20 protein-coding genes, 1 tRNA gene, 2 pseudogenes and 1 riboswitch are annotated in these 23,626 nt (G+C 69.7%); of the genes and pseudogenes, 10 read left to right on the top strand and 13 right to left on the bottom strand.

Annotation, left to right across the window (positions count from 1 at the left end; all coding sequences use genetic code 11):
- Positions 1-332 (bottom strand): annotated as a pseudogene (locus ACTIE9_RS11860) (hypothetical protein); the annotation flags it as partial.
- 509 nt (positions 333-841) lie between these two features.
- On the opposite strand from ACTIE9_RS11860, the gene acs reads away from it, so the two are divergent.
- On the top strand, positions 842-2,806 hold the full coding sequence (gene acs / locus ACTIE9_RS11855; RefSeq protein ID WP_439565777.1) for an acetate--CoA ligase: 1,965 nt from the start codon (positions 842-844) through the stop codon (positions 2,804-2,806).
- Between the two features lie 49 nt (positions 2,807-2,855).
- On the opposite strand, the gene ACTIE9_RS11850 is transcribed toward acs, so the two are convergent.
- Both ACTIE9_RS11850 and ACTIE9_RS11845 read right to left on the bottom strand, forming a co-directional pair.
- Positions 2,856-3,317, bottom strand: coding sequence for a RidA family protein (locus tag ACTIE9_RS11850; RefSeq protein ID WP_439565776.1), 462 nt, complete (start codon positions 3,315-3,317; stop codon positions 2,856-2,858).
- Positions 3,314-3,478: a DUF4177 domain-containing protein gene (locus ACTIE9_RS11845; RefSeq protein WP_439565778.1), complete on the bottom strand. Its 165-nt coding sequence runs from the start codon at positions 3,476-3,478 to the stop codon at positions 3,314-3,316. The genes ACTIE9_RS11850 and ACTIE9_RS11845 overlap by 4 nt, the downstream gene beginning before the upstream one ends.
- A 51-nt stretch (positions 3,479-3,529) precedes the next feature.
- Here ACTIE9_RS11845 and ACTIE9_RS11840 point away from each other — a divergent pair, with 51 nt between their 5' ends.
- The 3 genes from ACTIE9_RS11840 to ACTIE9_RS11830 all read left to right on the top strand — a co-directional run bounded on the left by ACTIE9_RS11840 (position 3,530) and on the right by ACTIE9_RS11830 (position 7,159).
- On the top strand, positions 3,530-6,106 hold the full coding sequence (locus ACTIE9_RS11840) for a transglycosylase domain-containing protein (RefSeq protein ID WP_439565775.1): 2,577 nt from the start codon (positions 3,530-3,532) through the stop codon (positions 6,104-6,106).
- Positions 6,106-7,056, top strand: a complete 951-nt coding sequence (locus ACTIE9_RS11835; RefSeq protein ID WP_439565774.1) for a metallophosphoesterase — start codon at positions 6,106-6,108, stop codon at positions 7,054-7,056. Before ACTIE9_RS11840 ends, ACTIE9_RS11835 begins: the two co-directional genes overlap by 1 nt.
- Positions 7,057-7,085: 29 nt before the next feature.
- Positions 7,086-7,159, top strand: a tRNA-Pro gene (locus tag ACTIE9_RS11830).
- Between the two features lie 107 nt (positions 7,160-7,266).
- Here the strand turns inward: ACTIE9_RS11830 and ACTIE9_RS11825 are convergent.
- From ACTIE9_RS11825 to ACTIE9_RS11810, 4 genes are read right to left on the bottom strand one after another with little or no spacing between them, the layout of a single operon-like run.
- On the bottom strand, positions 7,267-7,953 hold the full coding sequence (locus ACTIE9_RS11825) for a thymidine kinase (RefSeq protein WP_439565773.1): 687 nt from the start codon (positions 7,951-7,953) through the stop codon (positions 7,267-7,269).
- The gene (locus ACTIE9_RS11820) at positions 7,953-8,615 is read right to left on the bottom strand and encodes a response regulator transcription factor (RefSeq protein WP_439565772.1); all 663 of its coding nucleotides are present in this window, start codon (positions 8,613-8,615) and stop codon (positions 7,953-7,955) included. The genes ACTIE9_RS11825 and ACTIE9_RS11820 overlap by 1 nt, the downstream gene beginning before the upstream one ends.
- Positions 8,605-9,771 (bottom strand): hypothetical protein, encoded by a 1,167-nt coding sequence (locus ACTIE9_RS11815; RefSeq protein WP_439565771.1) that lies wholly within the window; start codon positions 9,769-9,771, stop codon positions 8,605-8,607. The genes ACTIE9_RS11820 and ACTIE9_RS11815 overlap by 11 nt, the downstream gene beginning before the upstream one ends.
- Entirely contained in the window at positions 9,768-11,012 is a 1,245-nt protein-coding gene (locus tag ACTIE9_RS11810) for a sensor histidine kinase (RefSeq protein WP_439565770.1), read from the bottom strand. Before ACTIE9_RS11810 ends, ACTIE9_RS11815 begins: the two co-directional genes overlap by 4 nt.
- A gap of 102 nt (positions 11,013-11,114) precedes the next feature.
- Between ACTIE9_RS11810 and ACTIE9_RS11805 the strand changes: the two genes are divergently transcribed.
- From ACTIE9_RS11805 to ACTIE9_RS11795, 3 genes are read left to right on the top strand one after another with little or no spacing between them, the layout of a single operon-like run.
- Complete coding sequence (locus ACTIE9_RS11805; protein ID WP_439565769.1) at positions 11,115-11,867, top strand: LamB/YcsF family protein; 753 nt, start codon at positions 11,115-11,117, stop codon at positions 11,865-11,867.
- Positions 11,864-12,484 carry a 5-oxoprolinase subunit B family protein gene (locus ACTIE9_RS11800; RefSeq protein ID WP_439565768.1) on the top strand — a complete coding sequence of 207 codons (621 nt, stop codon included), beginning with the start codon at positions 11,864-11,866 and terminating at the stop codon, positions 12,482-12,484. The genes ACTIE9_RS11805 and ACTIE9_RS11800 overlap by 4 nt, the downstream gene beginning before the upstream one ends.
- The gene (locus ACTIE9_RS11795) at positions 12,481-13,374 is read left to right on the top strand and encodes a biotin-dependent carboxyltransferase family protein (RefSeq protein ID WP_439565767.1); all 894 of its coding nucleotides are present in this window, start codon (positions 12,481-12,483) and stop codon (positions 13,372-13,374) included. Before ACTIE9_RS11800 ends, ACTIE9_RS11795 begins: the two co-directional genes overlap by 4 nt.
- On the opposite strand, the gene ACTIE9_RS11790 is transcribed toward ACTIE9_RS11795, so the two are convergent.
- The 4 genes from ACTIE9_RS11790 to ACTIE9_RS11775 all read right to left on the bottom strand — a co-directional run bounded on the left by ACTIE9_RS11790 (position 13,371) and on the right by ACTIE9_RS11775 (position 18,951).
- Entirely contained in the window at positions 13,371-15,023 is a 1,653-nt protein-coding gene (locus ACTIE9_RS11790; protein ID WP_439565766.1) for an ABC-F family ATP-binding cassette domain-containing protein, read from the bottom strand. The genes ACTIE9_RS11795 and ACTIE9_RS11790 overlap by 4 nt on opposite strands.
- A gap of 231 nt (positions 15,024-15,254) precedes the next feature.
- Positions 15,255-16,145, bottom strand: coding sequence for a bifunctional methylenetetrahydrofolate dehydrogenase/methenyltetrahydrofolate cyclohydrolase (locus tag ACTIE9_RS11785; RefSeq protein ID WP_439565765.1), 891 nt, complete (start codon positions 16,143-16,145; stop codon positions 15,255-15,257).
- A 2-nt stretch (positions 16,146-16,147) separates the two neighbouring features.
- On the bottom strand, positions 16,148-17,425 hold the full coding sequence (gene glyA / locus ACTIE9_RS11780; protein WP_439565764.1) for a serine hydroxymethyltransferase: 1,278 nt from the start codon (positions 17,423-17,425) through the stop codon (positions 16,148-16,150).
- Positions 17,426-17,471: 46 nt separating this feature from the next.
- Positions 17,472-17,554: riboswitch (ZMP/ZTP riboswitch) on the bottom strand.
- A 263-nt stretch (positions 17,555-17,817) separates the two neighbouring features.
- Entirely contained in the window at positions 17,818-18,951 is a 1,134-nt protein-coding gene (locus ACTIE9_RS11775; RefSeq protein ID WP_439565763.1) for a hypothetical protein, read from the bottom strand.
- Between the two features lie 228 nt (positions 18,952-19,179).
- Between ACTIE9_RS11775 and ACTIE9_RS11770 the strand changes: the two genes are divergently transcribed.
- From ACTIE9_RS11770 to ACTIE9_RS11760, 3 genes are all read left to right on the top strand, one after another.
- Positions 19,180-19,746, top strand: a complete 567-nt coding sequence (locus ACTIE9_RS11770; protein WP_439565762.1) for an RNA polymerase sigma factor — start codon at positions 19,180-19,182, stop codon at positions 19,744-19,746.
- Entirely contained in the window at positions 19,743-20,603 is an 861-nt protein-coding gene (locus ACTIE9_RS11765) for a hypothetical protein (RefSeq protein ID WP_439565761.1), read from the top strand. Before ACTIE9_RS11770 ends, ACTIE9_RS11765 begins: the two co-directional genes overlap by 4 nt.
- A 92-nt stretch (positions 20,604-20,695) precedes the next feature.
- On the top strand, positions 20,696-21,901 hold the full coding sequence (locus tag ACTIE9_RS11760) for a low temperature requirement protein A (protein ID WP_439565760.1): 1,206 nt from the start codon (positions 20,696-20,698) through the stop codon (positions 21,899-21,901).
- A 6-nt stretch (positions 21,902-21,907) separates the two neighbouring features.
- Here the strand turns inward: ACTIE9_RS11760 and ACTIE9_RS11755 are convergent, their stop codons facing one another.
- Both ACTIE9_RS11755 and ACTIE9_RS11750 read right to left on the bottom strand, forming a co-directional pair.
- Positions 21,908-23,140 carry an MFS transporter gene (locus tag ACTIE9_RS11755; protein WP_439565759.1) on the bottom strand — a complete coding sequence of 411 codons (1,233 nt, stop codon included), beginning with the start codon at positions 23,138-23,140 and terminating at the stop codon, positions 21,908-21,910.
- A 73-nt stretch (positions 23,141-23,213) separates the two neighbouring features.
- A pseudogene (locus ACTIE9_RS11750) lies at positions 23,214-23,626 on the bottom strand (hypothetical protein); the annotation flags it as partial.

Here is a 23,626-nt window from a genome sequence, read left to right as displayed (position 1 = left end):
CCCGGCGTGGCTTCATCGACATGACGACCGCCCGCGGCGATGAGCCCGATCGCGAGCGATCGCGCCGCGGCGGGCTCGAGGCGGAGGCCGGGCACGCGCTCGGCGCCGGGGCCGCGGTCGACCCACACGGCGCCGTCGGCGGTGACGAAGACGTCGGTGGCGGAGGGGTCGGCGGCGACCGCGGCGAGCGGGCCGAGCGCAGCGCGGGCCGCGGAGGGCATCCGCCGCTCGCGCACCAGGGGCGTCTCGACGGCGAGCTCGAGGGCGTCGCGGGCGAGTGCGGGCCCCTGACCACGGAGGAGCGGCTCGGGGGCTCGCGGGTCTCGAGGCACGAAGGGCTGCACCGGCCCAGGGTGCCGCGCCGTCCGTCGCGGCACGGCGTCGGAGGGGCATCCTGGGGCAACAACGCCGACGGCCCCTCGTGAGGAGGGGCCGACGGGATGCTGTGGAGCAGGAGAGCGGCGACGCGACCAGGCACTGCGACCCGGCGATGCATCGGAAAGTCAGGGGCGGCGCCCGCATTGGGGGGAATCGGGCGCCGCCACAGCAACACGGGATTGGGGGGAATCGTTCGCGTTGCCTAAGTCAGGCTTGCTGCTGACTCCTCAAGTGTATGCGCCAGAATGGGCACGTCAAGCGAATTCGCCCCCCGTTTTGTCCTCCATAGGGAGGACTCAGCAAAATGTCACCCGACAGGGTACAGATTCTGCCCTTCTCGGCAGGCGACGCACCGTGACGAGCGGACCCCCGCACGGCGGGGCGCCGCTCTAGGATGGCCCCTGTTCCCCGTTCCGAAGTCGGCAGACCAGGCCCGTCCGCTTCACATCGACCAAGGATGACGATGTCAGAGACCTCGATCGACAGCCTCCTGCACGAAGACCGCCGCTTCCCGCCGAGCCCCGATTTCGCCGCGGCCGCCGTCGCGAAGCCCGAACTCTACGACGAGGCGCGCGCCGACCGCCTCGGCTTCTGGGCCGACCGCGCCCGTGAGCTGCATTGGCACCGCCCCTTCACCGAGACCCTCGACTGGTCGACGCCGCCCTTCGCGCGCTGGTTTGCCGACGGCGAGCTCAACGTGGCCTACAACTGTCTCGACCGGCACGTGCTCGCCGGCAACGGCGACCGCGTCGCCCTGCACTGGGAGGGCGAGCCGGGCGACACGCGAACCCTCACCTACGCCGAGCTGACGCGCGAGGTCAAGCGCGCGGCGAACATGCTCGCCGACCTCGGCGTGACGCGGGGCGACCGCGTCGTGATCTACCTGCCGGTCATTCCCGAGGCCGTCATCGCGATGCTCGCGGTGGCGCGCCTGGGAGCGATCCACTCCGTCATCTTCGGCGGCTTCAGCGCCGAGAGCATCCGGGCCCGTGTCGAGGATGCCGATGCAACGCTCGTCATCACCGCCGACGGCGGCTGGCGCAAGGGCAAGGTCTTCCCGCTCAAGCGGGCCGTCGACTCCGCCCTCGCGGCGGCCGAATCGAACGTCGAGCGCGTTCTCGTCGTTCGCCGCGGTGACAATGAGGTGGAGTGGACCGAGGGGCGCGACCTGTGGTGGCATGAGCAGCTCGAGGGGGTGTCCGATGAGCACGAGGCCGAGGGCTTCGAGGCCGAGAACCCGCTCTTCATCCTTTACACGAGCGGCACCACCGGCAAGCCCAAGGGAATCCTGCACACCAGCGGCGGGTACCTCACGCAGGCCGCGTTCACGCACAAGAACGTCTTCGACCTGAAGCCCGAGACCGATGTCTACTGGTGCACGGCCGACGTCGGCTGGATCACCGGGCACAGCTACGTCGTCTACGGCCCGCTCGCCAACGGTGCGACGCAGGTGCTCTACGAGGGAACCCCCGACACCCCGCACCCGGGCCGGTGGTGGGAGATCATCGAGAAGTACAGGGTGAGCATCTTCTACACGGCGCCCACGGCCATCCGCTCGTTCATGAAGCTCGGCCGCGAGATCCCGCTCGCGCACGACCTGTCGAGCCTGCGCGTGCTCGGATCGGTGGGCGAGCCCATCAACCCCGAGGCCTGGGTCTGGTACCGCGAGATCATCGGCGGCGGCCGCACGCCCATTGTCGACACCTGGTGGCAGACCGAGACCGGCGCCATCATGATCAGCGCCCTGCCCGGCATCACGGTGGCCAAGCCCGGCTCGGCGCAGGTGCCGATCCCCGGCATCAGCGTCGACGTGCTCGACGAGGCCGGCGTGCACGTCGGCAAGGAGGCGGGCGGTCTGCTCGTCATCACCGAGCCGTGGCCGAGCATGCTGCGCGGCATCTGGGGTGACCCCGAGCGGTTCCGCGACACCTACTGGTCGAAGTTCCCGGACGCCCCGAACGGCCCGCTTTACTTCGCCGGCGACGGGGCGCACCTCGATGCCGACGGCGACGTGCAACTGCTCGGGCGGGTCGATGACGTGATGAACGTCTCGGGCCACCGCCTGTCGACGATGGAGATCGAGTCGGCGCTCGTCTCGCACCCGATCGTGGCCGAGGCCGCCGTCGTCGGCGCGAGCGACGACACGACGGGCCAGGCGGTCGTCGCCTTCGTGATCCTGCGCGCCAAGAAGGCCGCCTCGGTCACGGCGACCGAGGCGAGCGTCATGCTGCGCGCGCACGTCACCGAGCAGATCGGCGCGATCGCCCGACCGCGCGAGATTTTCGTGGTCGCCGAGCTGCCCAAGACGCGCTCGGGCAAGATCATGCGCCGGCTGCTGCAGGATGTCGCGGAGGGGCGCGAGATCGGCGACACCACGACGCTGACCGACGTGAACGTGGTGCAGTCGATCCGCGGCGACGTGCGCTGAGCGACCACGGCCGGGTGGGCGGCGCGAGCCGCCCACCCGCTGACCGGGGCTACGCGAACTCGAGGATCAGCTCGACCTCGACGGGAGCATCCAGAGGCAGCACCGCCACGCCGACGGCGCTGCGCGCGTGCGAGCCCGCCTCGCCGAAGATCTCGCCGAGCACGGTCGACGCTCCGTTGGCGACCCCCGGCTGGCCGGTGAAGTCGGTCGCGGAGGCGACGAAGACGACGACCTTCACGACGCGCGTGACGCGGTCGAGCGAGCCGATCACGCTCTGCGCCGCGGCGAGGGCATTGAGCACGGCCGTGCGGGCGTACCCTGCGGCGTCGTCGGCCGCGACCTCGGCTCCGACCTTGCCGGTGGCCGGCAGCACGCCGTCGACGAAGGGAAGCTGCCCGGCCGTCATCACCAGGTTGCCGCTCACGACGGCCGGAACATAGGCGGCCACGGGCTTCGTCACGGCGGGGATGCTGATGCCGAGCTCGGCGAGACGCGCGTCGATCGCGCTCATGCCCCGGCTCCCGCGATCGGACGCTTCAGGTAGGCGACCAGACCGCCTTCGGGACCGGTCACGACCTGCACGAGCTCCCAGCCCTCCGAGCCCCAGTTGTTGAGGATCGCCTGCGTCGTGTGGATCATGAGCGGAGTCGTGAGGTACTCCCATTGCGTCATCAACGTGTCCATTCAGCGTCGTCATAAGCCAGGTGGCGTACCCTTAAGCATATGTCTGCCCAAAACCAGAAGGCTTCCGGAGTCATCGGCGCCATCGGCGGGATGCTCGGCCTCAGCGCTCTCGCCGGCGTGCTCGTGACCGTCATGGTCACGCCGGCCCTCGCTGTGACCGGCATGGCCGCGAGCAACACCATCGGCATCTTCGAGGGTCTGCCCGAGTACATCAAGATCAACGAGCAGTCGCAGCGCAACGTTCTCTACGCCCAGAACACCGCGAACCCGGCCGATGGCTACACCGCGATCGCCACCGTCTATGCGGAGAACCGCGAAGAGGTCGCGTGGGACGACGTGTCGCAGTACATCAAGGACGCGACGCTCGCCGGTGAAGACCGCCGGTTCTACGACCACAACGGTGTCGACGTGCAGTCGATCATTCGCGCCGGTCTCGGCAACCTGACCTCCGGCGGCATCGAGTCGGGCGCCTCGACGCTCACGATGCAGCTCGTGAAGAACATCTTCATCACCGAAGCGCTCAAGGCGGACACGATCGAGAGGCGCGACGAACTCATCGCGCAGGCCCAGGAGCAGAGCCTCGAGCGCAAGCTCAAGGAGGCGAAGCTCGCCATCGGCCTCGAGAAGGAGTACACGAAGGACGAGATCCTGCTCGCGTACCTCAACATCGCGGGCTTCGGCGGCAACACCTACGGCATCCAGGCCGCCGCCCAGCAGTACTTCGGCGTCTCCGCCGCCGACGTCACGATCGCCCAGGCCGCGAGCCTCATCGCGATCGTGCAGCAGCCGGGAGCCCGCTCGCTCGGCACCCCCGAGAACTACGAGGCGAACGAGGGCCGCCGCGATGTGATCCTCGACTCGATGCTCGCCGAGGGCTTCATCACCGAGGCCGAGCACGACGAGGCCATCAACACCCCCGTCGATGAGAACTTCGTCTCGATCAATCCGCCGCAGAGCGGGTGCTACGCCGCCTACACGTACGCGAAGTTCTTCTGCGACTACGTGCTCAAGAGCGTCGGCGATTTCGAGACGCTCGGCGACACCGTGGAAGAGCGCGAGGCCGCCTGGAAGCTCGGCGGCTACGACGTGTACACGACGCTCAACATCTCGTTGCAGCAGGTCACGCAGGACCGGCTCTCGGAGATGGTCCCGTCGAGCGACTCGCGCCTCGACATCGGCAGCGTCGCGACCTCGATCGAGACCAACACGGGACGCGTCATCACGATGGCCCAGAACAAGATCTTCGACGACCGCAGCCCGGAGTTCGGGGGTGGCCAGCCGGGCACGACCGCCGTCAACTACGCGACCGACCGCCCGTACGGCGGCTCGAGCGGGTTCCAGGTCGGATCGACCTACAAGGTGTTTGCGCTCGTCGAGTGGTTGAAAGAGGGGCGCGGCCTGAACGAGGTCGTTGACGCGACCATTCGGCAGCGGAATCTCGCCGCGTTCACCGACACCTGCGAAGATGGCGGCGGCCCGTGGGGCGGCACGTGGAACCCCAAGAACGATGCCGGTGCTCCCGCCGCGATGAGTGTCTTCAATGCCACCGTGCAGTCGGTCAACACGGCGTTCGCCTCCGTCGCCGAGCAGCTCGACCAGTGCGCCATCCGCGGTGCAGCCGAGTCGCTGGGGGTGCACCGCGCTGACGGCGGCACCTTGCAGACGAACCCCTCCGCCGTTCTCGGCACGAACGAGATCGCTCCGCTCACGATGGCGAACGCCTTCGCGACGATCGCCAGCGGTGGTATCTACTGCAAGCCGATCATCGTCGACCGCTTCGTCGACCGTGACGGAAACGAGCTGCCCGGCCAGCAGTCCGAGTGCAACCGGGCTATCACCGCCGAGGTAGCTGCCGCGGCCGCCGCCCCCATGCAGGCGGTGTACACCTCGGGAACAGCCACCGCGTCGCGCACGGGCGACGGCATTCCCACCATCGCCAAGACGGGCACGACCGACAGCTCGAACCAGACGTGGATGGTCGGCTCGACGTCGCGGGTCGCGACCGCCGTATGGGTCGGCAACGTGGTGGGCAAGGTGCCGATCCGCAGCTACCCCAGCGGTGGTCAGCTCCGCCACCAGATCTTCCGTATCGCGCAGGGAGCGATCAACGCGCAGTACGGCGGCGAAGCCTTCGGCAGTCCGCCCGATCGACTGCTGACCGGCTCGGGCGTGATCCTGCCCGACGTCGCCGGTCAGACGCTCGAGCAGGCGAAGGCCCTCCTCGAGGGTCTCGGGTTCAAGTTCGCCCAGGGCGAGGCCGTCGACTCCGACCTGGAGGCCGGTCGTGTCGTATCGGCGTCTCCTGCGGTGGGCACCCTGCTCGCCAAGGGCACGACCGTGACCGTAACGACGAGCCTCGGGAACCTCGTGCGGATCCCCGATGTGGTGTCACCCGGAACCGACTTCGCCACCGCACGGGCGACGCTGCAGGATGCCGGCTTCACGAGCATCACCCAAGCGTGCGTCGAGTACCCGCCCGCGCCGAGTCCCTCGCCGAGCCCCGGACCGGGGCCGGGCCCCCAGCCCGAGCGCGTGACGGCTCAGACGCCGGCGGCGGGCACAGCAATCAGGTATGAGACGCCGATCACGTTGACGGTGTCGAAGACCAACTGCTGATGAACTCAGCTCTACGAACCGCGGCCGCCGCATCCCTCGGGATCGCGGCGGCCGCGGCCGTGTACGCCGTCGTCATCGAACGCCGCGCCTACCGCGTGCGGCACGAGGTGGTGCCCGTGCTCGCGCCCGGCGCCGACCCCATCCGGGTGCTGCACCTCAGCGACCTGCATCTCGCGCCGTGGCAGCACGACAAGATCGCCTGGGTGCGCTCGCTCGCCGCGCTGAAGCCCGACCTCATCATCGACACGGGCGACAATCTGGGGCACGCGGATGCCCTGCCCGCGCTCGCCGAGGCCCTCATGCCGTTCGACGGCGTGCCGGGAGTGTTCGTGCACGGGTCGAACGACTACTTCGCGCCGACCCCGAAGAACCCGTTGCGGTACCTGCTCGGGCCGTCGCGCGGTGAGACCGAGACGTCGACGCCACTCGACACGGAGGGCCTCGAGGCCCTGCTGCGCGATCGGCTGGGGTGGGTGCCGCTCAACAACGCCGTCACGCAACTCACGATCAACGGCTCGATCCTCGAGTTCATGGGCACGAACGACGCCCACCGGGGCTGGGACCGCCTCGACGCCCTTCCCGGTCTCGTGGATGCCCTGCGCGAGCTCGACGAGGATGACACCGACGACCCCGCCGTCATGATCGGGGTCACGCACGCTCCGTACCAGCGGGTGCTCAACGCCTTCACGACGCAGAGCGCCGACCTCATCTTCGCGGGCCATACGCACGGGGGTCAGGTCTGCGTGCCGGGCGTCGGCGCGCTCATCACCAATTGCGATCTGCCGCGCGATCGCGCGCGCGGGCTCTCGGTCTGGCATCACGCCCACCAGGCCTCATACCTCAACGTCTCGGCAGGCCTCGGCACGTCGATCTACGCTCCCGTGCGCTTCGCCTGCCCGCCCGAAGCCGTGCTCGTGACACTCGTGGGCGACGACATCGGCTATTCTTGACGGGTTGCCCTGGTTCGCCGGGGCGGCACCGGGGTATGGCGCAGCTTGGTAGCGCGCGTCGTTCGGGACGACGAGGCCGCAGGTTCAAATCCTGTTACCCCGACACGTGAAATAGGACCGCCAGAGGCGGTCCTATTTCTCGTTGGTGCCTTCTTGTTGTCGAAGCGCGAGCGCTCCGACAACGTGCGCGCCGCGACCGACGAACCGCTGTCAGCTGAAGTCGGCGTGGGGGCCGAGCGCGCCCGCTCCGAGCGGATCGACCGCGTCGAGGGGAACCGGGGCGCGCCATCCGGAGGCGAGATTGTCGCCCGATTCGTCGAGATAGCAGGCGGCGCACAGAGACTCGTACGTCACATCCACCCCATCGATCGCCACCTGGTCGCCGTCGAACACGAACACGCCGTCGATCGCACGGCCGTTGAAGATGGCCTTGCGCCCGCACCGGCAGATGGTCTTCAGCTCCTCCAGCGAGTGCGCGATCTCGAGCAGGCGCCGACTGCCGGGGAAGGCGACGGTCTGGAAGTCGGTGCGGATGCCGTAGGCCAGCACGGGCACGTCCTCCCGCACGGCGATGCGCAGCAGATCGTCGACCTGCTGCATCGACAAGAACTGGGCCTCGTCGACGAGCAGACACGAGACATCGCGGCCGGTCTCGCGGATGAGGGCCGCTCGATGAGCCTGGAAACGAGCGTAGACGTCGTCGCTCGCATCGATCGTGAAGTCGACGGGCCGGGTCACGCCGAGCCGCGACACGATCGTCTGGTCGCCCTTGGTGTCGATGCGGGGCTTTGCGAGCACGACGAGCTGCCCGCGCTCCTCGTAGTTGTAGGCCGCCTGCAGCAGCGACGTGCTCTTGCCGCTGTTCATCGCGCCGTATCGGAAGTAGAGCTTCGCCATTACTGCAGGTGTCCGTCTTCTGCCGCTCGTCGGATGAGGTCGGCCTTGGTGCTCGCCGGGCGCCCTGCCCGGGAGTACTTCTCGCGCACGCGCCGCAGGTAGGTCTTCGCGGTCTCGTACTGCACGTTCATCTGGCTCGCCACTTCGGCCATGCTGTAACCGCTCGCATACAGAGCGAGCGCCTCCCGCTCGCTCGTCGAGAGCTTCGGGCGGGCGGGATGCTGCGCCCCCTTGGGCAGGGGCCGCCAGTCGCGAACGGGCTCACCGGTCGACTCCATGCCCATGACCCGGCGGGCGGTCTCCATAACCTCGCCGAGGGGCATGGCTTTGGAGAGGAAGGCCGAGGCCCCCGCGTCGAACGCGCGATCGCGGGCTTCGACGGTGTCGAGGCTCGTCAGCACGATCACCTTGGCCCCCGCCGCGCGGCATGTGCGCACGCGGGCCTCGATCGACACGGGCTCTTGCAGCTGGAAGTCGAGCAGCACGAGATCCGTGGGGAACTGGTCGCTCTGCACGAGCTCGAACCACGTCGGGGCGGTGAGCACGAGGTCGAAATCGAGAGCGTGCGTCGCGATCCACGACGAGAGGCTGTCGAGCAGCAGCTCGTGATCATCGAGGATCGCCAAGCGCACCCGGGATCCGAGGCGCGCGTCAGTATCCATATTCAAACTCTATGACCAGTCGGCCCGCCAGCTCGTGAACCGAGGAGCTCAGGGTGAGACCGCGGATGAGCTCGAGCATCGAGCGCAGCTCGTGGCGGGCATCCCGGAGCGGACGCGGCGTGGCGACCTCCCAGCGCACCCGGAGACGGCCCTCGGGGGCGCTCAGCCGGAGCTCGAGCTGCGTCGCGGAGAGGCGCTCGAGACTCAGGGCGGCGAGCGCACGCAGCAGGGTGCGGCGCTCGAGCACGGCTCGCCGGCCGAGATCGTCGGGATCGTCAGCGACGGCCGTGATGTTGAGGCGCGGATGGCGGGCGACGAGATCGTCGAGCATGAGCTGCGCCCACGTCTTCTCAACGTCGGCGACGAGCAAGGCGCGGATGCTGCGCGCCAACCGGCGGGCTTCGTCACGGTCGGCGTCGGCGATGCTCTCGGCGGCCACGACGCGCTGCAGGTAGGGAACGACCTCCTGGTTGAGCAGCGAGACCCTCTGCTGCTGCACCGAGCGCGCGACCCCGCTGCGATGCTCGAGAGCGGCAGCGGCGGCGGATTGCCAGGCACGGTCGTGCCACAGCTGCGTCGAGCTCGTGAGCGACCGCGCATAGGCCGCCGCGGCGAAACCCATGACAGCGACGCTGAACGATCCGGTCACTGCGAAGATCAGGGTGGGCACATCGGCGACCGCAGACGGCGACTGCACCACCCCGAGCGCGGCGCACACCAGGGTGTGCACGATCGTCCAGAACGCGATCTCACGGGCGGGCCGGTAGGGGGTGCTCGCGACGAGCAGCACCCCGACGACGAGCGGAGCCCAGTCGTCGCGCACCTGCGCGTTCGCTCCCGCGGTCGACGCCGCCGCGGTCACGAGCATCACCATCAGCAGCAGCTGGAACACCTGGGCCGAGGCCGGCTGCCAGAGGGTCCGGGTGGGCCGCGACCGGTCGAGCAGAATCCAGACCGCGCCCGCGAGGGCGGCATAGGCGACGATGAGCCAGAACGGTTGCGTCACCTCGTCTGTCCGGGTGACGAGCGTCAGCATGGGCAGCGTGAGGGCGAGCAGCGCGGCCCCCGTCGTCACAGGTCGAGCGGCGGCCGCAGAGAGCGGGTCGAGGCGCTCGAGCGTGACCTCAGAGGAGGGGATGGGCGGGTCGAGGTTCACGAGCCCACCGGCCGTGCTGTCGACGGCTGACCGGTCGGCACGCGCAACAGCACCGACGTGCCTTTGCCGGGCTGCGACCAGACCGTGGCCGAGCCGCCGATCGTCTCGAGACGACCCACGATGCTCGTGCCGACGCCGAGGCGGCCGTCAGTGCGGGCATCGAGCGGGAAGCCGCGACCGCCGTCGATCACCATCGCCGACACCTCGTCGGCCGCGGCACCGAGGATGACGTCGGCCGTGGTCACGCCCGCGTGACGACGCACGTTGGCGACGCACTGCCCGATCGCGCGGGCGAACTCGTCGAAGGCCTCCGAGTCGAGACTCTCGAGCACCGAGGCGTCACCTGCCACGTCGACGCGGACGTCGCCCGCAGCGGCATCAACGATGATCGCCCGCAACCGCTGGGCGCGCACATCGGACCGAGTCGGACTCTCCGCTCCGTCGGCGCCGGACTGCTCGACGTCGAACCACTCGTGCCCGACGATCGTCTCGAGGTCGGAGCGGATGGCGGCGCGCACCGCGGGCGAGAGCTCACCCGGAGTCGATGTGATGACCGCGAGCTGGTTGAGCACGGTGTCGTGCAGCAGGGCGGTGGCACGCTGCTCGAACACGCGGCGGACATCCGCCAGCATCTCATCGCGCGCGGCGCGATAGATCTCCGACTGCGAGTCGCGCCCCGTGAGCCGGTCGACACGCAGCACCGCCAGCAGCCCGACGACGATGAACCACACCGCGAACGGGACCGTATCGAACTGCCACGGCGACCCCAGCATGATGATGGCGGCCGCCGAGGCGAGCTCGCCGACGAGATAGGCGATCGTCGTCCACACCATCGAGAGACCGAGGCTGGGCCCGACCCCGATGACGAGGATGAGGGCGAGCTTGAGCAGCACGATCGTGAAGTCGTCGTTCGCGACCGGGGTGTCGAGCTGCGTCGACGCGATCAGCGAGTACCACACGACGCAGAGCCCGCCGATGACGAGGTAGCTCACGGCGATGAACGCCGACGGGCTGCGCTCGAGCAGCACGAGGAGCACCGCCATGGGGATCAGCACGACGAGCGCCGGCCAGAGGATCACCTGCGGCAGATAGGCCTGGATCGAGATCACCACGACGCCCACCGCGGTGAGGCAGACGGCTGCCGCGGCGTGACCCGCCCGCGCGATGGCGGTGCTCGTGGTGCGCGCCGCGAGGTGCGGGGGCAGGCCCAACGGCACGATGCTCCCCTTCCTCAGCTCCATGCGAGCGCATGGAGCCTCCCTCGCATTATGGCCGAGGCGGGCGACGGCGGCCAGCCCTCGGCGGGGGAACGCATTCCGGGCACCGGGTCGTAGGCTCGGGGCATGGCCTCCGTCGACCTCAATAGCGACCTCGGCGAGTCGTTCGGCGTGTGGCGCATGGGCGACGACGCGGCGATGTACCCGCTCGTCACGAGCGCCAACCTCGCGTGCGGCTTCCACGCTGGCGACCCGGCGATCATGCTCGCGGCGTGCCGTGCGGCGACGGAGCACGGCGTCGCGATCGGCGCGCATCCCTCGTACCGCGACCTCGCCGGATTCGGGCGCCGCGACATGGAGGTAGCGGCCGACGACCTGCACGCCGACCTGCTGTACCAGGTGTCGGCGCTCGCGGGCATCGCCGCGCACGCGGGCGCAGCGGTGCGGTACCTCAAGCCGCACGGCGCTCTCTACAACCGCATCGCCGTCGACCTCGAGGTTGCCGAGATCGTGGCCGACGTCGCCCGCTCGCTCGCACTTCCCGTGCTGGGCCTGCCCGGTTCGGCGATCGAGACCGCCTGCCGACAGGCGCAGATCGCCTTCGTCGTCGAGGCCTTCGCCGACCGCGGCTACCTCGCCGACGGCACCCTCGCACCCCGCGGCCTCGCCGGTGCCCTCATCACCGATCCGCACGAAGTGGCGGCGCGTGCCGTGCGCATGGTCGTCGACGGCATGATCGTCGCGGTCGACGGCACCGAGCTGGCCGTGCGGCCCGCATCGCTGTGCGTGCACGGCGACACGCCCGGTTCGGTCGCGATCACCCAGGCGGTGCGGGCCGCGCTCGACGCCGCCGGGGTCGAGGTCGCGGCCTTCGCATGAGGCTGCTGCCGTGCGGCGATCGAGCGCTGCTCGCCGAGTTCGACGCGCTCGAGGGTGCCCTCGCCGCCCACGCGCTCTGGAGCGCTTCGGCACCCCTCGGCGTCGTCGAGCTCGTGCCGGGCGGGCGCACGGTTCTCGTGCGCGTCGACCCCTCGATGCTCGGGCTCGGTGCCGCCGAGCAGTGGCTGCGGTCGCATGAGCCCACCACCGCGGTCGTCGCGCCGACCGCAGGGCTCGTGACCCTGCCCATCGTGTACGACGGTGACGACCTCGCTGTCGTCGCCGACGCCTGGGGCTGCTCGCCGTCCGACGTGGTCCGCCGCCACGCTGCTACCGAGTGGGTGTGCGCCTTCATCGGTTTCGCCCCCGGCTTCCCCTACCTCGTGCCGGTCGAGGCGCCGCTGCCGCCCGTGCCGCGGCGCGCCACCGCACGCCCCTCGGTGCCGGGAGGCGCTGTCGCGCTCGCCGCCGAGTACTGCGGCGTCTATCCGAGGGCCTCCCCCGGCGGCTGGCAGCTCATCGGACGCACCGACGCCGTGCTGTGGGATGCCGACCGGGCCTCTCCCGCTCTCGTCACCCCGGGCACACGGGTGCGCTTCACGGCGGTCAGCGCGTGAGCACCGTGCGCGTCGTCGAGCCGGGCGCCCTCACGCTCGTGCAGGATCTCGGGCGGCCCGGCTTCGCGGCCCTCGGCGTGAGCGCCTCGGGCGCGTTCGACCGTGCAGCGCACCGGCTGGCGAACCGTCTCGTCGGCAACCCCGAGACGACCGCCACTCTCGAGTGCCTTCTCGGTGGACTGCGCCTGGCCCTGCCGGCCGGCACCTGGTTCGCCGTGACGGGCGCGTGGGGCGACACCGCGCTCGTGAGCGACGGGGTGCGTCGCGTCGTCGAGACGCATACGGCGATGCGAACGAATGCCGATGCCGAGCTGCACCTCGGCGCGATGACGCACGGCGTGCGCGCGACGGTCGCGCTGCGCGGCGGGCTCGGCGTGCCGCTGGTGCTCGGCTCGCGCGCCCGCGACACCCTCGCCGCGCTCGGCCCCGAACCGCTGCGCGTGGGCGACGTGCTGGCGCTCGGCTCCGAACCGGCGTCGCCCGTGCCCGCCGCCGACCTCGTGCCGGTGGATCCGCCGACCGACGGGATCGTCGAGCTCGGGGTGCGCCCCGGGCCCCGCCACGACTGGTTCGGGTCGGAGGCCTGGCGCCTGCTGCTGAAGAGCGAGTGGACCACCTCGGCCCGCAGCGACCGCACGGGAGTGCGCCTCGAGGGCCCCGCGCTCGTGCGGGTTCCCGACCGCGTCGGGGTCGAGCTCGCCAGTGAGGGGATGCTGCGCGGGAGCATCCAGGTCTCCCCCGATGGCGCGCCGACCGTGCTGGGGCCCGACCACCCGGTGACGGGCGGGTATCCCGTCATCGCGGTCGTCGTCGACGCGGCGCTCGATCGGCTCGCCCAGTTGCGACCGGGCCAGCCCGTGCGCCTGCGCCTCGTCGCCGGGCGGCGCTAACCACCCAGCGCGAGCACGGTGCCCGACCAGCGGCGGCGCAACCAGCGGTCGTGGCTCGCGACGACGACCGCGCCGGGGTGACTGTCGAGCGAATCTTCCAGTTCGGTCGCCAGCCGCAACGAGAGATGGTTGGTGGGCTCGTCGAGCAGCAGCACGTGCGGCGGCCGGCCGAGCACGAGAGCGAGCTCCAGCCGTCGCCGCTGCCCCACCGAGAGCACCCCGATCGGGCTGTCGAGGTCGCGCGGGCCGAGCAGCCCCAGGCTCGCCAGGGGTACCGCCGCAGCCCGGCCGGCACCGAGCGCCCGTTCGTAGAGCTCGCGCGGGGTGCGGTGCGGCTCGAGGATGCGGGTGTCTTGCGCGAGCACTCCGACGCGCAGGCGCGGCCGGGCGTCGCGCTGGCCGGCATCGGGCGGGATGCTCGCCGCGAGCACCCCGAGCAGCGTCGACTTGCCCGATCCGTTCGGGCCCGTGACGAGCATCCGATCGCCGGGCCGCAGCGCGAGCGTCACGGGCGCGAGCCGACCGCCGACCGAGACCGCCTCGAGCGCCAGGAGCGGGTCGTCGCCCTCGAGCGCGGCAATGCCCGGCGGGAGGCCCGCGAAACGCAGCGGCTCGGGGGGCGGCGCGACCTGAGCGGCTTCGAGCTCGGCGAGCCGCCGCTCGGCGTCGCGCACCCGCCGGCTGATGGCGACCTCGACCGACGCCTGCTTGAAGTTCTTGATGACCTTGTCGTTGTCGCGCACGCGGCGGTTGGGGTTGCCGAGCTCGCGCGCGGTGACCTGCACGGTCTGGCGCACCTGCGCGAGCTCTCGCTGCTCGAGCTCGTAGCTGTGCACCCAGCGCTCATGCTCGCGCGCCCGCTCGGCGAGGTAGTCGCTGAAGCCGCCGCCGTACCGCACAGCCTGGCCTCCTCCGTTCTCGCCCGTTGCCGCGCGACGGCTCGGGTCGAGGTCGACGAGCTCGGTCGCGACCTCGTCGAGCAGGGCGCGGTCGTGGCTCGCGAGCACGACAGGCCCCCGCCAGCCGAGCAGCTGCTCGCGCAGCGCGTCGACCGCGCGGTCGTCGAGGTGGTTGCTCGGCTCGTCGAGCACGAGCGCCTCGGGGCGGCTCATGAGCAGCGCCGCGAGGGCGAGCCGACTGCGCTGCCCGCCCGAGATCTCACCGAGCACAGTCGCCAGCGGGATGCCCGCCACGCCGAACGCGTCGAGCAGAGCATCGCGGCGCGCGTGCCGGCTCCACAGCTCGACCCGTTCGGCCTTATCGAGGGCGGCGCTGTAGGCAGCGTCCACCCCCGGGTCGGTGCCGAGCAGCGCCGCGGTCGCCTCGATCGTGCGCTCGAGGGCCAGCAGGGGCGCGTCAGCGGCGTCGAGGATGCTCGAGACGGGCATCCCGGAATCGAACGGCACCTCTTGCGGCAGCCAGCCGAGCCGCGCGGGGCGCACGATCTCGCCCGCGTCAGGCTCGTCGACGCCCGCGAGCAGGCGCAGCAGGGTCGACTTGCCCGCGCCGTTCTCGCCGATCACACCGACGCGCGCGCCCGAAGGAACGACGAGGTCGACGTCGCGCAGCACGGCGCGGCCGTCGAGGATTCGGGTGACGCCGCGCGCGATGAGGGGTGCGCGGTCGCCGGAAGACAGGGTGGTAGACACGAGGTACCGCCGGGTTCGCAGGATTCCCGCCGGGCTCAGCCTCGGGCGCGGGACGATCGACTGCGTCACAGCTCCATGTCACCAGGCTACTGGCCGCACCCCGTGCGCGTCATGTCACAAATGACGGAGATTGGCCTCAGCACCACCCACCTCGGGCCACTCAACGGCGGAAACTCCGTCATTTGGTCGTGTCGTCCGGCGGAAGGTCGAGGACTGCGCGGAGGCGCAGGCTCAGCGGGCCTGGCGCTCCGCGGTCTCGACGACGTTCGCGAGCAGCAGCGCGCGCGTCATGGGGCCGACCCCGCCGGGGTTGGGCGAGATCCACGACGCGACGGTCGCGACGTCGTCGGCCACGTCGCCCGCGATGCGCGAGACGCCCGTGTCGGGGTCGACGAGCCGCGAGACACCCACGTCGAGCACGATCGCGCCGGGCTTCACGTCGGCAGCCGTCACGATGCCCGGCACACCCGCCGCGGCCACGATGATGTCGGCCCGGCGCAAGTGCGACGCAAGGTCGCGCGTGCCCGTATGGGTGAGCGTGACCGTGGCGTTGTATTCGCGGCGCGTGAGCAGCGAACCGATCGCGCGGCCCACCGTGACACCGCGCCCAATGACGACGACGTCCTTGCCCGCCCACGACAGCCCGTGCCGTTCGACGAGCTCGATGACACCGCGCGGCGTGCACGGCAAGGGCGTGTCGATCGGGCGGTCGACGCGCAGCACGAGGCGCCCCAGGTTGGTGGGGTGCAACCCGTCGGCATCTTTATCGGGATGCACGCGCTCCAGAATCGCGTCGGTGTCGAGGTGTTTCGGCAGCGGCAACTGCACGATGAACCCCGTCACCGCGGGGTCGGCGTTCAGTTCGTCGATGACGGATTCGAGCTCGGCCTGCGTCGTCGTGTCGGGCAGATCGCGCCGGATCGACGCGATGCCCACCTCGGCGCAGTCGCGGTGCTTGCCCGCGACGTACCACTGCGAGCCGGGGTCGTCGCCGACCAGCACGGTCGCGAGACCGGGGACGATGCCGCGCTCGCGCAGCGCCGTCACGCGCTCGGTGAGCTCGGCCTTGATGGCCGCCGCGGTCGCCGTGCCATCGAGCCGCTGCGCGGTCGAAGCACCCACGACTACAGCCCCGGGTAGAGCGGGAACGCGTCGGTCAGCGCCGCGACGCGCGACTGCAGCGCCGCGACGTCGGGGTTCGGCATGAGGGTGTGGGCGATGATGTCGGCCACCTCGGTGAACTCGGCGTCGGCGAAGCCGCGCGTGGCGAGCGCCGGGGTTCCGATGCGCACACCGCTCGTGACCATCGGCGGGCGCGGGTCGAACGGCACACCATTGCGGTTGACGGTGATGCCGACGTGGTGCAGAAGGTCTTCGGCTTCGAGGCCGTTGAGCGGCGACTCGCGCAGATCGACGAGCGCGAGGTGAACATCCGTGCCCCCCGTCAGCACGTTCACGCCGCCGGCGATCGCGTCGTCCTGCGTCAGGCGCGCGGCGAGGATCTGGGCGCCGCGGATCGTGCGCTCCTGCCGCTCGACGAACTCCGGCGTCGCGGCGAGCTTGAACGCCACGGCCTTCGCGGCGATGACGTGCATGAGCGGTCCGCCCTGCTGGCCCGGGAAGACCGCCGAGTTGAGCTTCTTGAACAGCGACTCGTCGTTGCTGAGGATGATGCCCGACCGCGGGCCGCCGAGGGTCTTGTGCACCGTCGAGCTCACGACGTGCGCGTGCGGCAGCGGGGAGGGGTGGAGCCCGGCGGCGACGAGGCCGGCGAAGTGCGCCATGTCGACCCAGAGCTTGGCGCCGACCTCGTCGGCGATGGCGCGGAAGGCGGCGAAGTCGAGCTGACGCGAATAGGCCGACCAGCCGGCGATGATGACGGTCGGCTTGACCTCGAGGGCCTTCGCGCGCACGACATCCATGTCGACGAGCATCGTCTCGGGGTCGACGCCGTAGCTCGTGGCGTTGTAGACCTTGCCCGAGAAGTTGAGCTTCATGCCGTGCGTGAGGTGGCCGCCGTGGGCGAGCTCGAGGCCGAGGATCGTGTCGCCGGGCATCGCGAGGGCGTGCAGCACGGCCGCGCTCGCCTGCGCGCCCGAGTGGGGCTGCACGTTGGCGAACTCGGCGCCGAACAGCGCCTTGGCGCGCTCGATGGCGAGGTTCTCGGCGATGTCGACGAACTCGCAGCCGCCGTAGTAGCGCTTGCCGGGGTAGCCCTCGGCGTACTTGTTGGTGAGCACCGAGCCCTGCGCCTCGAGGATGGCGCGCGAGACGAAGTTCTCGCTCGCGATCATCTCGAGCGTGCCGCGCTGGCGGCCGAGCTCTTGCTCGAGCACCGCGGCGATCTCGGGGTCGACCTCGGTGAGGGCGTCGTTGAACGAGCTGGGCAGTTTGTCAGACACGGGAGGTCTCCTTCGAGGGTCTGCCGGGCGCAGCCGGCGGGATTCTGCTGGGGGCCCAGGCGTACGGCCCCGCACCGTGTCGGTCGCTCCCTGATGGTGACCCATCCGAACGCCAGTCGCGACGCCTCAGTCTAACCCGCGGTCACGAGTGGCGCGCGGGGCGACGTGCGCGCAGTGGATGCTCACCGCCCGCTCAGGAAGGGGCGAGTTCCAACGTCCGCACGCGCCCTGTCTCGAGGGTCGAGCACGCGACCTCCGGAGAAACGTCGGCACGCGAACGGCATCTCCAAAGCCAAGCTTGGGCCCGATCCCATCGCGTTGGCGTGATAGTTCCATCGTGGCCAAATGCAAGGGCCGGACTCGTTACTGGGCGGAGTGCGGACCAATCTCGCCTATAGCCCCTCTCCTGTGACCGAGGCGTTCGATCGATCAGCAAGGACACTTCCATTGTCTGAAATGCTTACGATCCACGGTTCACCAGCGATCTGCATGATCAGCCCCAGGCCATTGCGTTCGGCGGTTGACAAATCTCTGCACGAGGTCGCGGGTTCGGCCGCGGGGTGCTGGACATGAATACAAAGGTCTGGTTCGCGGCGTTCGCCCGCACCAGCAAGAAGGAAGACCTCCACCGTGAGATCCTCGCCTGCAACCACCTTGACGTCGTTCGCCAGTTTCGGACCCGCAAGCAACCGTTCTGGTTCATCGACATTTTCCAGCGGATTCGCCCGAGCCTGCGCGATGTAGTTCGGCTGCATCATCCATTCCACGAGGTTCCGGTTGTCATCGGCCACCTCGTTGGGAACGTTTCTCTCGACACGTGGCGCCCCGATGGGTCCCCACACAACATTGTCGAAGCCGTCACCTTCGACCGATGCGCTGATCGTGCTCGATAACCCGGCCTCTTCAAAGCGATCGGGATAGGTGCAGTCGGCGGAGAGAGACCATCCGCCCCCCTCAAGCACAAGGCCAAGGTAGAGACAGTACGCGTCGTAGGGGGTGCTGCGGCCGTCCGGCACGGTGGATATTCGTGCAGCGATTACGTCGAGATTGCCTCTGACCTCGATGACACGAGGTCCGGCGGTCACGACCAGGGCAGGGTCTTGCGAAAGTCGATCAGCCCACTCTTGATCGAGCTGTGTCGCAGGGCGGTCAAAGATCGCCAGCGGGTCGGAGTCAGGCTGGCGCTGCACCTCGACAATCGCGCCAAGAGCGATGACCGCCGAGACCACCCCCACGATGCCCGTCACGCGCATCCGCCGACGGCGGCCCAGTTCTTCGTCCGTCCACGATGATTCAGCGTCACTGTTGAGGGCTTCGTCGCGCTCATCGCGCTCGGCAGCCAGAGTTCGAGCCGCAACGGCATCGCGCTCAGCTGCAAGGCCGCTCCGTTCCCGCTCGACAACCGCGCGTCGGTGAAGCTCGGCGGCTGCGAGGTCAGCTCGCGCCTGCTCGGCGGGAGAGGACGCACGACCGAAGGCCCAGCGAGAAAGCTGCGCGTCATCCTCAGCCGAGATATTCTCGCTCACCTGGCCAGTCAATCACAGGCGAAGTCGGTGGCTCGCGCGGCCCCGTCTCGAATCTCGAACCTCAGTCTCCAGTTGCCGCTCACGGCGACCGACCACGCCGAGTAAACGGCAGCGAGTTACGTCGGCAATCGCGGCGGGTGATTCGGCAGCACACCCGCTTTGCAATTGCTTTCGCCGATGTCGGAGGTCGCCATGTAACCCACGACGTCGAGCGGACACTATCTAGTTGTGGAGCTTGACGATCGAGCACTTTGGGACCGCGTTCTCAAGGGCGACCAGCGCGCTTTTGGCATGCTGTTCGATGAGCATCGAGATCGCGTTTTCCGCGTGCTGTTGCGCGCGAGTCCAATAGCCGCAGATGCCGAGGACCTCACCGCAGTCGTCTTCCTTGAACTTTGGCGTCATCGCCAGTCGGCGCGCTTTGTTAACCGTTCGCTGCTGCCGTGGCTTCTTGTCACGGCAGGAAACGTCGCGCGAAATGCGAGCCGAAGTCGGCGCCGGTACGAGCGTTTTCTTTCAGCACTACCTGCACCCGAAGTAGAACCGGACTTCTCGACGGCCGTCGACGAACTCCTTGACACCAAATCAGCCAACGATGCCCTGAGTGTCGCACTCGCTCGACTGCCAGCAATCGATCACGCACTGATCACCTTGACTGCAATAGAGGGCTTCACGCTCAGCGAAGCGGCAGATGCCGTCGGTGTCACGTATGGCGCCGCGAAGACCCGCTTGTCTCGCACTCGGCGGCGGCTACGCGACTCACACCACCAGTTCTCAATAGCGGAGGCGACATGAACCCCGAGTTCTCGCAAACACGAAGCGACGCAATTCGCGCTGGCCTCGAGCACGCTGTTTCTGTGCACACCCCCGACTCCGTGCGTCGCGTGCCCGGCTGGATCACGGGCGCATCCTTGCTGATTGTCGGGCTCGTTACTGGCGGCGCCGTATCGGCCGCCGCCGTCACGGGCCTGCAAGGTGTTGTTTCGCTCGTAGGACCGACAAACATCGCGATCGAAGCGCCTCCGGGAGTACTTCCTGGCGTGCCGATCATTTCGCTGCTCGGCGAGACGGAGAGTTACGAGATCACCGGCGAGGCAACCGTCGACCTGTCAGCTCCACCAGACGGCGCGACTCACGTGCGCGCCACCATCTCGTGCCTCACCGTCGGGTCGTTCAACTGGGGCATCGACCCGACGGGCAACAACCCCTCGATCTACTGTGGCGCTGAGGATGTGACTTCTGGTTCCGGGAGTGCGTCGATGGACTTCCCCCTCGACACAGGAACTCAGCGGATCTTCGCCCAAACGGGCCCCCAAGGTCGCGCACTCCTCGTTGTTCAGTACGTCAACTACGTTCCGACCGCGCTCGGACGCAATGCGTCAGGGGAAACTTATGGAGTGGCGTGGACCGGCTTGGAGCCGGACCTCGTCGCGGTCGACGGCATCGCGCCTGACGGGTCGTCGTTCGTCGGATACGCGCGAGCAACCGACCTCGACGCATTCGGGCCCGACTGGCCGGGGCAACCCTCTAGCCCGGAAGAGGCCCTCGAGTGGCAGCGTGAGCGAGACGAGCGATACCCAGACGGGTGGGAGATTCCGGTCTACTCCTCTGACGGGCGCACGGTGCTCGGGAGGTTCTTGGTCTCGAACTAGCCTCGTTGCCGATAGCCGTCGAGAGCCTTCCTGCCGCGGATCACTCCGGCCGGCCCCGGCTTCACCGAGTTTTGCTCTGCGATGATGCGCGCATGTCCAATCGAGCGAAGTCGGGCCTGCGCGTCAATCTGCTGCGACCGTCGAGCGGGTCGGGCTCGGAGCGCGCCGACCGGGTGAGCTTCGTCGAGCTGTTCTTCGACCTCGTCTTCGTCTTCGCCCTCACGCAGTTGAGCGACGTCGTCGCGCACGTCGACTCGGTGCCCTCAGGGGTTGTCGCAGTCGTACTGCTGCTGGCGATGTGGTGGCTCTGGATGCAGACCACCTGGACGACGAACTGGCTCGACCCGCAGCGGCTCGAGGTGCGGGCGATGCTCATCGTGCTCGCCTTCGTCGGCCTCGTCGTGTCGCTCTCGCTGCAGGAGGCCTCGGGCGAGCGCGCGCTCGTCTTCGCCCTCGCCTACGTCGGCCTGCAGGTGGGGCGCACGCTCGCGATGATCGCGGCGACCGCACACCACGATCGGGCCGCGAACGCCGACTTCCGGCGCATGGCCGCGTGGTTCGCGCTGAGCGGCGTCGCCTGGATCGCGGGCGCACTTCTCGGCGGCACTGCCCTCGTCGTGCTGTGGGTGGTCGCCGTCGTGATCGACTACCTCGGCGCGGCCGTGTCGTACCGCACACCCGTGCTGGGCCGCGGCGACATGGAGCGGTGGGAGCTCTCGGCGGCGCACATCGCCGAGCGGGCATCCCTCTTCGTCATCATCGCGCTCGGCGAGACCTTCCTCGTCACGGGCTTCGCCTTCGTCGCCGAAGAGCTGACCGTCGAGCGCTCGCTCGCCCTCGTGAGTGCGTTCCTCTCGGCCGCGGCCATGTGGTGGTTCTACTTCGACCAGGGCGAGTGGTGGGGCGAGCGCCGCCTGAAGAAGGGCGCCAAGACGGGCGCGATCGCGCGTTCCGCCTACGCCTACGCTCACGTCGTCATCATCGGCGGCATCGTGCTGACCGGCGTCGCCGACAAGCTCGTCGTCGGAAAGCCCGACACCTGGTCGACGATCGCGATCGTCAGCATCGTCGGCGGGCCGGCGCTGTACCTGCTGGGCTGCGCGATCTTCCGCCGCATCGTGGGCGCGCCGGGCGTGCTCGTCGCGGTGGTCGCCGGCCTCGGGATGCTCGCCCTGGCTCCCCTCGCCCTCGTCGCGTCGCCCGTGCTCGTGTCGCTGAGCGCCACGGCGCTGCTCGTCACCACGGCCGCGCTCGACACCGCACTGCGCATGCGCCGCGGCGGCAAGTCGCGCGGGTAGCGAGGCCTAGGGCGACTCGGCCTCGACGATCGCGATCGGGCGGGTCACGAGCGGCACGCCGCGCGCACGCCGTCGCGCCTCCATGATGATGAGCGCGACGATCGCGAGCGCGAGTGCCCCGGCTTCGATCCACGGCAGCCAGGTCGTGCCCGAGAAGGAGAACAGCACGGCGCCGATCGCGGCCCCGCCGCCGATGCCGATGTTGAACGACGTCGTCAGCAGCGCCGCGCCGACGTCGCGCACGTTGGGCGAAGCGACGTGCAGCAGGCGCGTCTGCAGCAGGGTCGGCAGGCCGCCGAAGGCCGCGCCCCACACGACGAACGCGATGACGACGGCCACGGGAACCCCGGCGAAGAGCGCCAGAACGCTGACGGCCAGGATGACCCCTACGAGCATCCCGTACAGCCCGCCCCGCGGGTACCGCCCGCCGACCACGCCCGCGAGCACGAGGCCGATGGCACCCGCGCCGCCGTAGAGGAAGAGCAGGATGCTGAGCGCCTCGGGCTCGAAGCCCGCGGTGTCGAGCACGAACGGCGCGATGTAGGTGTAGAAGACGTTGTGGCCCGTCACGATGATGACGACCAGCAGGCAGACGAAGAGCACCGAGGGCATCGTCGGGTCGCGCCGCACGGGCACCTTGATCTCGCCCGTCGCGAGCGAGACGCGGTGATCGACCGCCGGCAGGAAGCGGATGACGAGCACGACGAGCACGACGACGATCGCGGCGATCACCCCGAAGGCCGCCCGCCAGCCGAGCGCGAGCCCGAGAGCCGTGCCGAGCGGCACTCCGAGCACGAAGGCGGTCGTGCCGCCTGCGCTCGTGACGGCGACGGCGCGCGCGAGCTGGTGGCGCGGCACGAGGTGGCCCGCGTAGGCGCCGGCGATGGCCCAGAACAGACCGTGCGCGAGCCCGCCCAGCACGCGCGCGCCGACGAGCATCTCGTAGTTCGGCGCGAGGGCCGCGAGCACGTTGGCGAGAGCGAAGACGGCGAGCACGACGAGCAGCAGGCTCTTGCGCGAGTAGTGCCGGGTGAGCGCGGCGAGCGGAGCCGCCGTGAGCACGACCGTTCCGGCGAAGATCGTGATGAGCAGGCCGATCTGCGACTCGCTGACCTCGAGGTCGTTCGCCATCGCGGGCAGCAGTCCGGTCGGCAGGAACTCGCTCGTGACGAGCACGAAGATGGCGGCGGCGAGGGTAATGAGCCCGACCCAGGGGAACGGGCGATCAGCAGAAGACATGAGAGAAGAAGAGCTTTCGCGGTCAGCGCAGCGCCGCTGACGATCACGGGGATCCCGAGGCGGGCATCCGCCTCTACGGTAGCGCGTGCACGCGGGGCCTCGAGGCGACGACGATGCCGAGCGCCGCGAGCACCAGCGCGACGGTCGCGAGCGGCAGCACAGCCACTGACCAGATGCCGATCATCACCCCGCCGAGCAGCGCGCCGCCGCCGATGCCGACATTGAACGCGACCGTCAACCAGGCCGCTGCGATGTCGCGCAGGGCCAGGGATGCCGTCTGCAGCAGGCGCGCCTGGAAGATCACCGGCACTCCGCCCAAGAACGCGCTCCACAGCGCGAGGAGCACGATGACCGCGAGCGGCTCGCCCGCCGCCGACGCCAGCCCGGCCACCGCGAGCACGACGCCGACGGGCAGCACGGGCAGGAGCGCGCGCGGGTAGCGGTCGCCGAGCACGCCGGCGACCGCGACGCCGATAGCGCCCGCCG

It is taken from the genome of Microcella sp. (genome assembly GCF_051860105.1).
In the GTDB taxonomy this organism is placed as follows: Bacteria; Actinomycetota; Actinomycetes; order Actinomycetales; family Microbacteriaceae; genus Microcella.
Note: the sequence above shows the minus strand (reverse complement) of the source record. Positions and strands in the feature narration are given on the sequence as shown.

Coding starts and splice junctions, on each gene's coding strand:
- acs (WP_439565777.1), top strand. CDS start 842: ATGTCAGAGACCTCGATCGACAGCCTCCTGCACGAAGACCGCCGCTTC.
- ACTIE9_RS11850 (WP_439565776.1), bottom strand. CDS start 3,317: ATGAGCGCGATCGACGCGCGTCTCGCCGAGCTCGGCATCAGCATCCCC.
- ACTIE9_RS11845 (WP_439565778.1), bottom strand. CDS start 3,478: ATGACGCAATGGGAGTACCTCACGACTCCGCTCATGATCCACACGACG.
- ACTIE9_RS11840 (WP_439565775.1), top strand. CDS start 3,530: ATGTCTGCCCAAAACCAGAAGGCTTCCGGAGTCATCGGCGCCATCGGC.
- ACTIE9_RS11835 (WP_439565774.1), top strand. CDS start 6,106: ATGAACTCAGCTCTACGAACCGCGGCCGCCGCATCCCTCGGGATCGCG.
- ACTIE9_RS11825 (WP_439565773.1), bottom strand. CDS start 7,953: ATGGCGAAGCTCTACTTCCGATACGGCGCGATGAACAGCGGCAAGAGC.
- ACTIE9_RS11820 (WP_439565772.1), bottom strand. CDS start 8,615: ATGGATACTGACGCGCGCCTCGGATCCCGGGTGCGCTTGGCGATCCTC.
- ACTIE9_RS11810 (WP_439565770.1), bottom strand. CDS start 11,012: ATGGAGCTGAGGAAGGGGAGCATCGTGCCGTTGGGCCTGCCCCCGCAC.
- ACTIE9_RS11805 (WP_439565769.1), top strand. CDS start 11,115: ATGGCCTCCGTCGACCTCAATAGCGACCTCGGCGAGTCGTTCGGCGTG.
- ACTIE9_RS11800 (WP_439565768.1), top strand. CDS start 11,864: ATGAGGCTGCTGCCGTGCGGCGATCGAGCGCTGCTCGCCGAGTTCGAC.
- ACTIE9_RS11765 (WP_439565761.1), top strand. CDS start 19,743: ATGAACCCCGAGTTCTCGCAAACACGAAGCGACGCAATTCGCGCTGGC.
- ACTIE9_RS11760 (WP_439565760.1), top strand. CDS start 20,696: ATGTCCAATCGAGCGAAGTCGGGCCTGCGCGTCAATCTGCTGCGACCG.
- ACTIE9_RS11755 (WP_439565759.1), bottom strand. CDS start 23,140: ATGTCTTCTGCTGATCGCCCGTTCCCCTGGGTCGGGCTCATTACCCTC.